Raw genomic sequence first — 11,359 nt, 5'->3', positions numbered from 1 at the left:
CGCTCGGCCCCATCTGGCGTGTCCCGCTGTGTAACGCGTGCAACTTGCACCAGGAAGTGGTCGACGTTGCACGCGCGACAACGGGCGCAGGCATGCGGCTGCGCCATCAGAAAGCATTGCAATGCAACGCTGTTGGGTGCAGATAAGGGCTACCAGCCCAAGCTGATCAATCGATCGGCTGCGCTGCTCGCGTACACCCGCGGTGGTCGCTCTTGAGTCGGTGCGGGTGGATCGTCGAATCTTGGTGTCGCAGTGGGCGCCGTCGGCAACGGTCCCCCGCCGGGCATGTAGCGCTCGAACAGCGATGTCGCGATGGCGGCGACTTCGTCGCTGAGCGGATACATATGCCGATACTGCAGGACCTGCTTCCCGATCAGCCCGAGTCGCTCGGTGAACGGAGGCACGCGGCCAGGATCGAGGAGCGGCTGGTTGAAGGGAACGTGGTCGCCGCGCTGAAACTCAAACGCGGCACTGATCCGGGGGCCTGTTCCCAACCGACTGGCCCGCCCACCCCAGTGCAGGACCGCCTGGTTCCAAGCGAGCACGCTGCCCGCGGTGGCCGGCAGCGCCCGGATGTTCTGCGGGTTTGGGACGGCAGTGTTGCTGGGGCCGTCCCAACGACGCATCTGAAACCGTTCGTCGAGGTGCGCAGGCAGCACGTACATGCAGCCGTTGAGCGGCGTCGCGTCCGTGAACGGAAGCCAGACCGTGAGCGAATGGGGCGAGTTGTCGGGTCCGAGCGTCGGGATCGTGCGGTCGCGGTGCGGACCCCAGCCCGTTGACATGTCGTTGGGGTACAGGTGCCAGACCCAGAAGTCGGGCAGGGCGCGGTAGTCCTCACCCAGGACGGTGGAAAGGAAACTGGCAAGACCCTGGAACATCAGCCATAGCTCGTCGTAAACGAACGCGAAGGGCAGCGGTATCTTCCGCTCGGCCAGCGTGGCGATAGCACTGCGCAGCGGGACGATGGACGACTCCGAGAAGACACCGGGCACCTGAACGTAGCCCTCGCGGTTCAGGTCAGGGATCAGTGCTCCGGGGTCGCCGAGTCCTGCGAAGGCGGGCGTCCCATCACCCTCGATCGACATCCAAGGACACAATTCGCGCCAGAACTTGCGGAGCTCCGCATCCTGCGCTGATAACGACGTACCCACGAGCATTGATGATAGTGCAGCAAGGCGCGACGGTGACCCCATTCCGGTCGCCGTGCGCGGACGGTCGAGCCTAGGTCTTCAGCCGCTCAGTACCGTAGGGACCAGCGGGAATCCGGGCAGATTTCGCACCACCGTCCAAGCAACGGAGGCCACCACCACGAAGATCGTCGCGGGCAGCCAGAGCGACGCGGGTCCTCGGTGGCGACGCACCAAGAACCACAACACAGCCAGCGGAATCCCAATGAGCAAGAAGGCGTTGTCGTTGACGGCGCCCACCAGGTCACCGTGCAACAGGTCGTGGACCATCCGGAGGCCACCGCAGCCGGGGCAGTCCCAGCCGGTGAGAAACTTGAACGGGCACTTCGGGTAAACCGAACTGGCGTTGTGCGGGTCCGCGAGTCCGACGTAGACGAGTGCCGGGATGAGCAGCAACGCAGATCCCGCGGCGCCGTACCAACGGAGACGACGCTGGGACTGGCCAGCTTCGGCTGGTCGGGAAAGCCGATCAGGTTCCATCGCGCAACGGGCGGTTACCGGGCGAGCCAGGAGTCCTGTCGCCAGGCCACTGCTGGTAGGTCACCGTTTCAGCATGCCAGACAAGGGACAGCCATGCCTGACGCATGTAATCGCCGCGGTGGAGTGGCTATCGGCCCGACCGCTGCCGTCGACTGCGCAAGCGCGCCCGCCATCCTTTCGGCGCGGGCTCGGTACTTTCCTCACCGTTTTCCGCGGTGCTTTCCTCGACGCTTGCCGCGGCGCCCGGAGTTTCGGTCGGCTCAGCGAGGACGTCCGGCTCGGCCTCGGTCGGCGTCTCGGTTTGGGGCTGATCTCCCTCTTCGTCTGGCTTGCCGGCCTCGGCGCTATCGGACTCATCGGGCTCCTCGGCTGACGCTTCCTCAGCCTCAGCGACTTCAGGCGCCGCCACTTCCGGCGCGACGTCCTCGGCTTCGGGCGTCTCCGCTTCGGCGTCGTGGGCGACGTCGACCGCATCCGCCTCAACGTCCGATTGCCCGGGCTCGGCGGCGGCTTCGGGCGCGACCTCGTCACCGCCGTCTACCACAGCGTCCTCAGCGGTGGCCTCGGCGGCGTCACCGGGCTCCGCGTCAGCCGGTTCGGGCTCTGTCACGCTCGATTCGTCGTCGGGCTGATCCTCGGCGCCGCTCTCGGTGGTCTCCGGCTCCGCAACCTCGGCCTGTGCGGTCTCGGTCTCGTCACCGTCGGCTATAGGCTCTTCGGTGACGGCCTCTTCGGCGACGGCCTCTTCGGCGGCAGGCTCCTCGTCGAGGGCTTCAGCCTCTGCCTCCTCGGCCTCGTCACCCTCGGCGACGGGCTCCTCAGCGGCCTCCCCCTCAGCCTCGGCGACCTCAGTCTCGGCGACCTCAGCCTCTGCGGCCACCGCCTCTCCGGCCTCGACAGCCCCACCCTCGTCACCCTCGGCGACGGCCTCTTCAGCGACGGCTTCGGCGACCTCAGTTTCCTCAACTTCGGCCTCGGCATCCTCGGCCTCGGCATCCTCAGCCTCCGCCGCCTCAGCCTGCGCGGTCTCGGCCTCGTCACCCTCGACGTCTTCGCCGTCGGCCCCGGAGCCGACGCCAGCCTGCACGGTGTCCGCGGAACCCGCCTCACCGGTCTCCCCTTCAGGGATGGGCGCGGCAACGGTCTTCGCGGAGGCCGCTGCAACGGCCGCGGGCTCGGCGGCTGGTTCCTTCCCGGGTTCGGGTTCTTTACCTGCGGCACCAGGACGAGTTGGTACAAGCTCTGGTTCTCGAGGGCCTTTAGGGGCGGTCAAGAGCACGTAGACCACGGCGCCGATGAATACGAACGTCGATGTGAACGAATTGATCCGGATGCCGGCAATGTGTGTCGCGGTGTCGTCACGCAACAACTCGACGCAAAACCTGCCGACGCAGTAGAACGCGACGTAGAGCCCGAACAAACGCCCATTACGGATCGTGTACCGGCGGTCCAGGTAGATCAAGGCAGCGAAAACCAGCAGGTTCCAAAGCAACTCGTAGAGGAACGTCGGATGCACGACGTAGGCCACCTGCCCGGTGGAAACGCCGTCGAGCGAATGGACGTCGATGAAACCGTCGGGGTCGCGACGGTAGTAGATCTGCAAACCCCACGGCAGCGTCGTTTCCCGACCGTACAGCTCTTGGTTGAAGTAGTTGCCCAGCCGACCAATCGCCTGCGCCAAAACGAGGCCGGGCGCCCCGGCGTCTAAGAAGGTAGGGAACGAGATTCCACGGCGCCGGCAGCCGATCCACGCGCCGACGGCACCGAGCGCGACCGCCCCCCAGATGCCCAACCCGCCGTCCCAGACGCGCAACGCCGCGGCCAGGCCGGCGCCATTCTTGCCGAAATAGGTCGGAAAATCGGTCGCCAAGTGGTAGAGCCTGCCGCCGACCAACCCGAACGGCACGATCCACAACGCAATGTCGTAGACGACCCCGCGTTCCCCGCCACGGGCTGCAAAGCGCCGGTCACTGATGAGCAGCGCAACCACGATGCCGACGATGATGAAAAACGCGTAGGCACGAATAGGCACCGGCCCGAGGTGCCAGACCCCTCGCGGGGGGCTGGGAATGTACGCGACCCAGGTCGTAGTCATGACGACACCCTCTGGCGCACACCGGCGGCCAGTTCCTCGGTCAGTGCGCGCAAACTCGCCAAACCTTCGCCCAAGGCCGACACCAACGCCGAACCGACGATGACTCCGTCGGCGTATCCGCCGATCTGCGCGGCCTGCTCGCGCGAACGCACACCCAACCCGACGCCCACCGGAATGTCAGACACAGCCTTGACCCTTCCCACAAGTTCGGGCGCCGCCTGCGAGACCGCGTCACGCGCTCCGGTGACGCCCATCGTCGATGCCGCGTAGACGAAGCCGCGTGACGCCTCGACGGTCATCGCCAATCGTTCGGGCGTTGACGACGGCGCCACCAGGAAGATGCGATCCAATCGGTGTTCGTCGGATGCCGCGAACCAGTCTTGCGCCTCGTCGGGAATCAGGTCGGGGGTGATCATGCCATGGCCACCGGCCGACGCCAGGTCCCGCGCGAACGCATCGACCCCGTAGCGCAACACCGGGTTCCAATACGTCATCACCACCGCACGTCCACCGGCCCGACTGATCGCCTCGACCGCCGCCAACGTGTCCCGCACCCGCACTCCCCCACGCAGCGCGGTTTCGGTTGCCCGCTGGATGGTCGGACCGTCCATCCCCGGATCGGAATAGGGCACTCCGACTTCGACTATGTCGCAACCGGACTCGACCAAGGCCGTCATCGCCGTCAACGAGGTCGACACATCGGGGAAGCCGGTGGGCAGGTAACCGATAAGCGCCGCTCGGTTATTCGCCCGACAAGCGTCGAAAAGTGGCCCTAGTCGGCTGATCTCGCCTTGCTCCACCGTCATGATTTGCTGGTGTCCGAACTCCGCTCCTGCTCACCCGGGGGAAGCAGGCCGAACCATTTCGCGGCAGTCTCTACATCCTTGTCGCCGCGACCCGACAGATTCACCACAATGACCGCGCCCCTTCCCAATTCGACGCCCAGTTTCAGGGCGCCCGCCACCGCATGCGCGGATTCGATGGCTGGGATGATGCCTTCCATCCGGGACAGCAGGCCGAATGCTTCCATTGCTTCGGAGTCCGTGATCGGCTGGTAGTCAACACGTCCGGTCTCCTTGAGCCAGGCGTGTTCGGGACCTACCCCCGGATAATCGAGGCCCGCCGAGATCGAATGCGACTCGATCGTCTGGCCGTCGTCGTCCTGCAACAGGTACGAGAACGATCCCTGGAACGCGCCGGGCGACCCTCCGGTGAAGGTCGCCGCGTGCCGCCCGGTCTCGACGCCGTCGCCTGCTGCCTCGTACCCGACCAACCGCACGCCAGGGTCGTCGAGGAACGCGTGAAAGATGCCGATCGCGTTGGACCCGCCCCCGACGCACGCCACGACGGCGTCGGGCAACCGGCCCGCCTGTTCCTGGATCTGCACGCGCGTCTCCAGGCCGATGATCCGTTGGAAGTCGCGAACCATCGTCGGGAAGGGATGCGGTCCGGCGGCGGTGCCGAAGCAGTAGTACGTGTCGTCGGCGTTGGTGACCCAGTCGCGGAAAGCCTCGTTGATGGCGTCTTTGAGTGTCCGCGAACCCGTCTCCACCGAGACGACCTCGGCCCCGAGTAAGCGCATCCGTGCGACGTTCAGTGCCTGGCGTGCGGTGTCGACCGCGCCCATGTAGATGACGCAGTCCAGGCCGAGTAGCGCACACGCCGTCGCGGTGGCCACGCCGTGCTGGCCGGCGCCCGTCTCCGCGATCACCCGGGTCTTGCCCATCCTGCGAGCCAGCAAGGCTTGACCGAGCACATTGTTGATCTTGTGAGAACCGGTGTGATTCAGATCTTCTCGCTTTAAGAAGATGCGCGCCGACCCGGCATGATCGCCGAGTCGCCTGGTCTCATAGAGCGGCGAAGGCCTTCCGGCGTAATGGGTCTGCAACTTGTCCAGCGTGTCGAGGAAATCTTGGTTGACGCGTTCCTTCTCGTAGGCAACCGTGACTTCTTCGATCACCGCCATCAACGCTTCGGGGACATAGCGCCCGCCCCAACGACCAGCGCCCCCGAAATGGCCGCCGGCATCGGGGTCGTGGCTGGTCCGTTCGGCAATCGCCGCACTCGTGCGCGGAAGGTCCGGGCGGGATATATCAGCCATTACTACGGCTCAACGCGCACAACTCAGCAACGCCTAGCGAGCCGGCTTTGGACAGGACGGATGGGTGCCCGCGGTGACGAGGTCGGCAACGGCCGCACGCGGGTCGCCGCTCTTCACCAATCCCTCACCCACAAGCACAGCGTCGGCGCCGGCACCGGCATACGCCAAGAGATCACCGGTGCCCCGCACGCCGGACTCGGCGATCCGGATCACCTCGCTGGGCAACCCGGGCGCGATCCGCGCGAAGCAGTCCCGGTCAACCTCAAGCGTGGTGAGATCGCGGGCGTTGACGCCGATTACCTTGGCCCCGGCCTTCAGCGCGCGGTCCGCCTCTTGCTCGGTGTGCACCTCGACGAGCGCGGTCATCCCCAGCGACTCGGTTCGGTCCAGCATCGACACCAACGCGGATTGATCCAACGCGGCGACGATGAGCAACAGCATGTCGGCGCCGTGCGCACGCGCCTCGTGGATCTGATACGGCTGCACCACAAAGTCTTTGCGCAAGACCGGAATTGAGACCGCTGCCCGCACTGCGTCGAGGTCATCGAGCGAGCCGTGGAACCGACGCTCCTCGGTGAGCACGCTGATAATCCGCGCGCCGCCATCCTCGTAAGCCCGGGCGAGCTTGGCCGGGTCGGCGATGGGCGCCAACTGACCTTTGGACGGGCTGGCCCGCTTGACCTCGGCGATGACCCCAATGCCCGGCTCGCGCAACGCGGCCATGACGTCCAGGGGCGGCGGTGCCGCGGCTGCCTTGGCTTTGATCTCCGACAAGCTCACCAGGGCTTCGCGCGCGGCAACGTCGGCTCGGACTCCCTCGAGGATGGAGTCAAGCACGTTGGCCGGACTCATGCCTGCTGTTTCCCTTCCGACGCTTCGCAGTCGATTTCGACGACGCTCATGAGGGTAGCGACCGTCAACGTGCTGTCCGTCACCGCCCCTCGGTGTCCGACCCGTGCGGCCGATCGGTAGGGTCGCGTCCCTCGTCAAGAGCATCCCAGATCATCCGTTCGGACATGTCGGAAACGGACTTTGAAGTCTCCGTGTCGGTCTCAGTTCTGGTTCGCTGTGACCGGCGCGCGGCGGGCGCAGCGTACTTCGCGCTGCCCGCGTCCGCCGCCGAACGCATCAGCAGCACGGCGGCAACCAACGTGCACACCGCAGCCACAATGGCGACCACCGCACCCGCGTAATGGCGCCCGCTTCCGACCAACGTCACCACCGAGACGTGCGCCAACTCGGCACCGCGCGGCGCGACGTCCGGGATCACCCAGAGGCTGACGCCGAGATAGCCGACCGCAAAGCTCGCGGCGGCGAGCAGGCACGCCAAGACTCGCAGTGGCCAGCCCCGCACGGCGAGCGCCGCCACCGCTGCGGCCAGCATCAACATCGCCAACGGCAGCAGGGCCGTGGACCACGTCGCACCCGACAGCGTCACTTCCTTGGGCGGACCCAGTTCGTCGAACGTCCGGATGACAACCCAGGGCAGCCGGGACGCGGTCCACAGCGCCGCCGCAGCGACGACGAGCAGCGCTTGCGCGATGCCTATCCGGAGCCGGGCCCGGCGCTCTGGCCGGACGGACTCGGCGTCAGGAGCCACGGGGACCAACACCGGGAGGGGACAATGTCTCGGCGGCGGCGATGGCGTTGAGCACGGCCTTTGCCTTGTTCCGGGCCTCGTTGTACTCGTAGGGCCCGTTGGAGTCGGCCACGACGCCGCCACCGGCCTGGACGTAGGCCGTCCCGGCACGCATCAGCGCGGTGCGGATGGCGATCGCGAAATCGGCGTTGCCGGCGAAGTCGAGGTAACCGACCACGCCGCCGTACAGGCCGCGACGGGTCTTCTCGACCTCTTCGATGAGCTCCATCGCCCGCACCTTCGGCGCACCCGACAAGGTGCCGGCCGGAAAACATGCGGTCACCGCGTCCAGCGCGGTGCGACCCTCGTCGAGCAGCCCGGTCACGGTGGACACCAGGTGCATCACGTGGCTGTAGCGCTCAATGTGGCTGTAATCCTCGACACGAACGGTCCCCGGCGTGCAAACGCGGCCGAGGTCATTACGCCCAAGATCGACCAGCATCAGATGCTCGGCCAATTCCTTCTCGTCGGACAGTAGGTCCTTTTCCAGCAACTGGTCTTCTTCGTCGGTGGCGCCGCGCCACCGGGTGCCGGCGATCGGGTGCGTCGTCGCGCGGCCGTCGTGGACGGTGACAAGCGCCTCCGGGCTCGATCCGACGATCGAAAAGTCCGTTGCACCATCACTATTCGGGATGTGCAGCAAATACATATACGGGCTCGGGTTGGTGACCCGCAGGATTCGATACACGTCGATCGGGTCGACGTCGGTGTCCATCTCGAAGCGCTGCGAGGGCACCACTTGAAAGGCTTCCCCGGCCGCGATCTGTTCCACCAGGTAGTCGACGATCTTGCCGTATTCGTCGACGGTCCGCTGTGCCCGGTGTCGCGGCTCGGGCTTGCTGAAGGTGGCGACCGTCGACGGCAGCGGCTGCTCGAGGGCGGCCGTCATGACGTCCAACCGCGCGACTGCGTCGTCATACGCCCAGTCGACCCGCTCGTCGGTGCCGTTCCAGTTCACGGCGTTGGCGATCAGCGTGATAGTGCCTTCGTGGTGGTCTACGGCCGCGACGTCGGTCGCCAGCAGCAAAAGCATGTCGGGTAACCCGAGGTCGTCGACGGCCAGTTCGGGCAGGCGCTCGAGCCGTCGGACCATGTCGTAGGCGAAGAAGCCGACCATCCCGCCGGACAGCGGCGGAAGCCCCGGGATGGGGGCGGTCGCCAACACCTCCAAGGTGGCCCGGAGTGCGTGCAGTGGGTCGCCGCCGGATGGGGCGTCCTTGGGTACCGTGCCCAGCCACACCGCTTCGCCGTCCCGCACTGTCAACGCCGTCGGCGCACCGGCGCCGATGAACGACCATCGGGACCACGACCGGCCGTTTTCCGCCGATTCGAGCAGGAAGGTTCCAGGTCGGTTGGCGGCGAGCTTGCGGTAGGCCGACAGGGGGGTCTCGCTGTCGGCCAGAACCTTGCGTGTCACCGGCACCACCCGGTGTTCGGCCGCCAACGCACGGAAATCCTCCCGTGTGGTGGTTGCTGCGAGGTTGAGATGCACTGAACCATCCAACCAGACACGCCGTTCCAGGCTGCCCGGCGTAGCGTGACGACCATGAAAAAAGGTGACACTGCGCCCGACTTCGAGCTTCCCGACCAGACCGGGACGCCGCGCAAGCTCAGCTCGCTGCTTTCCGACGGACCCGTCGTGTTGTTCTTCTACCCGGCGGCGATGACGCCCGGATGCACCAAAGAGGCATGTCACTTTCGCGACCTGGGCCAGGAATTTGCCGCAGTTGGTGCCAATCGGGTCGGCATCAGCACCGATCCGGTACAGAAGCAGGCGAAATTCGCCGACAAGGAGGGGTTCGACTACCCGCTGCTGTCTGATGCCGACGGCACTGTCGCCACACAGTTCGGGGTCAAGCGCGGCTTGCTAGGTAAGTTGCTGCCGGTCAAGCGGACGACCTTCGTCATCGACACCGACCGCACGGTGCTCGAGGTGATCTCCAGCGAGTTGAGCATGGACACCCACGCCGACAAGGCTCTGGCGACGCTACGCACCCGGTAATACCTTGGGCCGCAAGGCTACGCGCGTGCGACGCGGGTCTGCCGTGTGCCATCTCCAGTGACCGCCGTCAAGCAGCGGCCAGCCGAAAGAATGCGACTCACAAGCGATTACGCCGACGGAACCGCGCCCTGGTCAGCGGTACTCGGCTAAGGCATGGCGTCGGGAAATAGAGGGCGCTGCGAGCTCACGCGAGGCCTTGGGCCCAATAGGTCGTGTTAGGTCGTTGCTCAGCCAAAGCGTCAGTAGCATGCTCACATGCCAACAAATGCTGGCGACAGCGGGAGCTTGCAAGAAGGCGAGCTGTTCGCCGGCTACACCATCGTGCGATTGCTCGGGGCCGGCGGCATGGGACAGGTCTATCTGGCAAAACATCCCCGGCTGCCCCGGCACGATGCGCTCAAGATCTTGTCCGCGGAATACACCGCGGACGTCGAGTATCGGCGCCGGTTTGACCGGGAGTGCGACCTCGCCGCCAGCTTGTACAACCAGCACATCGTCGGAATCCACGACCGCGGCGAGTTCAACGGACAGTTGTGGCTGTCGATGGACTACGTGGAGGGAACCGACGCCGCCCATTTGCTGAACGAGAAATACCCGGCGGGTATGCCGCATGCGGAGGTGGTCGAGATCATTTCGGCCGTCGCCGAAGCGCTCGATTACGCCCACTCCCGCGGATTGCTTCATCGCGACGTCAAACCGGCCAACATTCTGCTGAGCGAGCCCAAGCCACGACGGCGGATCCTGCTCGCCGATTTCGGCATCGCACGCGAGGCGGGCGAGATCAGCGGCCTGACCGTCACCAACGTGCTGATGGGCACCACCGCGTATTGCTCGCCCGAGCAATTGCGGGGGGCACACCTGGACGGGCGCGCCGACCAGTACGGGCTTGGATGCACGGCCTTTCACCTGCTGACCGGGACGGCGCCGTTCGAACACACCAACCCGGCCGTGGTGATCTCGCAGCATCTGTCCGGGCCCCCGCCACTGCTCAGTCAGCGGCGACCCGAATTGGCTCCACTCGATCCGGTCATCGTCAAGGTGCTGGCCAAGAACCCCGGAGATCGCTATCCGACGTGCTCGGATTTCGCCGCCGCACTCGCGGGCCAGCCAGGCGCCACCGTGCAGGTCCCGGTGGCCCAGGCGCCAGGACTGCCACATCCGCAGGCGCCTTTGCATCCGCACCAGCCCCCGCCCACCGGGCGCCGGATCGGACAGGGGACGCTGATCGCGTCGCTGATCGCCGTGGCGCTTGTCGTCTTGGCATTTGTTCTGGGCCTCCTGCTGCTCAGCACGAAGTCGGACGCACCGCAGGCCAGCGCCCCCGCCCCCCTTCCCTCGAAAACTGCCGCGCAGACGCCCAGTACCTCCACGGCAGCCGCGCCGCTGGTGGTGGCCAGCATCCTCACCGACGCGGCGGATGTCTTGCGGCCCCAAGACGAGGACGTTGTCATGGGTCGACTGACCGATTTGCTGCAGGATCGCGGCATTCGACTGTATGTGGTGTATGTCAAGACCTTTGACGGTGTGCCGCCGGACGTGTTTGCCGGGAAACTCATTTACGAAAACCGTCTTGACGAGGCCGCCGCGATACTGGTGGTCGCAACCGACGACCGGGAATACGAATTCTACGTGCCGCCCTCCGTCGCCGAGCCCCGCAACATCGACGTCGGCAAGATCGACCGCGACCACATCAGACCCGCTGTTCGAGAGAAGCGTTGGCGGGACGCCGCCCTCGAGGCCGTGCAGGGTCTGGGCGGCGGCCAGCGCCGGGGGCCCAATTAGTCCCTTGCCCTTCGTAGCCAGCCCTTCGTAGCCCTTCGTCGCCCGTCGCTTCCCGGCGTCGTCGACTGTC

Annotated in this window: 9 protein-coding genes and 1 pseudogene; 2 read left to right on the top strand and 8 right to left on the bottom strand. The window is 66.1% G+C overall.

The genetic code is table 11. The features are described 5' to 3' along the window. Positions 1–149: 149 nt before the first annotated feature. The 8 genes and pseudogenes from BST27_RS05045 to BST27_RS05010 all read right to left on the bottom strand — a co-directional run bounded on the left by BST27_RS05045 (position 150) and on the right by BST27_RS05010 (position 8,997). On the bottom strand, positions 150–1,154 hold the full coding sequence (locus BST27_RS05045; protein ID WP_232007111.1) for a phytanoyl-CoA dioxygenase family protein: 1,005 nt from the start codon (positions 1,152–1,154) through the stop codon (positions 150–152). A gap of 78 nt (positions 1,155–1,232) precedes the next feature. Continuing rightward, positions 1,233–1,670: a DUF2752 domain-containing protein gene (locus BST27_RS05040; protein ID WP_079219509.1), complete on the bottom strand. Its 438-nt coding sequence runs from the start codon at positions 1,668–1,670 to the stop codon at positions 1,233–1,235. 1,248 nt (positions 1,671–2,918) lie between these two features. Further along, a pseudogene (lgt, locus tag BST27_RS34965) lies at positions 2,919–3,765 on the bottom strand (prolipoprotein diacylglyceryl transferase); the annotation flags it as partial. Continuing rightward, the gene (gene trpA, locus BST27_RS05030; RefSeq protein ID WP_139805015.1) at positions 3,762–4,574 is read right to left on the bottom strand and encodes a tryptophan synthase subunit alpha; all 813 of its coding nucleotides are present in this window, start codon (positions 4,572–4,574) and stop codon (positions 3,762–3,764) included. The pseudogene lgt and the gene trpA, both read right to left, overlap by 4 nt. Further along, the gene (trpB, locus tag BST27_RS05025; protein ID WP_069417102.1) at positions 4,568–5,866 is read right to left on the bottom strand and encodes a tryptophan synthase subunit beta; all 1,299 of its coding nucleotides are present in this window, start codon (positions 5,864–5,866) and stop codon (positions 4,568–4,570) included. The genes trpA and trpB overlap by 7 nt, the downstream gene beginning before the upstream one ends. Positions 5,867–5,899: 33 nt before the next feature. Beyond that, the gene (gene trpC, locus BST27_RS05020) at positions 5,900–6,718 is read right to left on the bottom strand and encodes an indole-3-glycerol phosphate synthase TrpC (protein WP_069417101.1); all 819 of its coding nucleotides are present in this window, start codon (positions 6,716–6,718) and stop codon (positions 5,900–5,902) included. 79 nt (positions 6,719–6,797) lie between these two features. After that, entirely contained in the window at positions 6,798–7,466 is a 669-nt protein-coding gene (locus tag BST27_RS05015) for a TIGR02234 family membrane protein (protein WP_069417232.1), read from the bottom strand. Then, on the bottom strand, positions 7,456–8,997 hold the full coding sequence (locus BST27_RS05010) for an anthranilate synthase component I (RefSeq protein WP_069417100.1): 1,542 nt from the start codon (positions 8,995–8,997) through the stop codon (positions 7,456–7,458). Before BST27_RS05010 ends, BST27_RS05015 begins: the two co-directional genes overlap by 11 nt. A 54-nt stretch (positions 8,998–9,051) precedes the next feature. Between BST27_RS05010 and BST27_RS05005 the strand changes: the two genes are divergently transcribed. After that, entirely contained in the window at positions 9,052–9,507 is a 456-nt protein-coding gene (locus BST27_RS05005; protein WP_069417099.1) for a peroxiredoxin, read from the top strand. Positions 9,508–9,762: 255 nt separating this feature from the next. Further along, positions 9,763–11,289: a serine/threonine-protein kinase gene (locus BST27_RS05000; RefSeq protein WP_069417098.1), complete on the top strand. Its 1,527-nt coding sequence runs from the start codon at positions 9,763–9,765 to the stop codon at positions 11,287–11,289. Positions 11,290–11,359: the final 70 nt, after the last annotated feature.

The sequence above is a fragment of the Mycobacterium intermedium genome, assembly GCF_002086275.1.
In the GTDB taxonomy this organism is placed as follows: Bacteria; Actinomycetota; Actinomycetes; order Mycobacteriales; family Mycobacteriaceae; genus Mycobacterium; species Mycobacterium intermedium.
The sequence above is the reverse complement of the archived record's forward strand: the minus strand, read 5'-3'. Positions and strand labels throughout refer to the sequence as shown.